Raw genomic sequence first — 532 nt, 5'->3', positions numbered from 1 at the left:
GGACATCCCCGGATCGAAGCTTGCTTACAGCTCCCCGAGGCAGTTTCGTTGTTCGCCACGTCCTTCTTCGGCTCCTAGCGCCTAGGCATCCTCCGTGTGCTCTTAGTAGCTTAACCAATTGCTTCAGTTTCGCGCCATTCGCTCTGTTTGTCCGTTTGTTTCCTGATCTACTAAACGAGTTAATAGGTGGAAACGAAACTTCCAAAGGATCGACTGTCACGAATCTTCCGCTGCTACCGTTTTATTAAACTTGTTTTGACACAAGTTCAGCTAAAAGGATATTTCTAATTGCGCAAATTCGTTTCGTTATCTAGTTTTCAAGGATCAAATGAGAGTAAGTTGAACTCTCAAAACTGACCAACGAGTGAGTAACAGGTCTAAACCTGATTTTAAGGGTGACTTCATTGAAGTCATATTTGAATGTCTTCGTTGCAGAAGACGATTCTCCATAGAAAGGAGGTGATCCAGCCGCACCTTCCGATACGGCTACCTTGTTACGACTTCACCCCAATCATCTACCCCACCTTCGGCG

2 rRNA genes are annotated in these 532 nt (G+C 45.5%); both read right to left on the bottom strand.

Going from position 1 to position 532, the window contains the following annotated elements:
* A 23S ribosomal RNA gene (locus OHJ21_RS32965) occupies positions 1 to 116 on the bottom strand; the annotation flags it as partial.
* Between the two features lie 336 nt (positions 117 to 452).
* Positions 453 to 532, bottom strand: a 16S ribosomal RNA gene (locus tag OHJ21_RS32960); the annotation flags it as partial.

Source organism: Virgibacillus sp. LDC1 (genome assembly GCF_025792345.1).
Lineage (GTDB): Bacteria > Bacillota > Bacilli > Paenibacillales > Paenibacillaceae > Paenibacillus_AQ > Paenibacillus_AQ lautus.
This window is presented reverse-complemented; position numbering and strand designations above follow the sequence as displayed.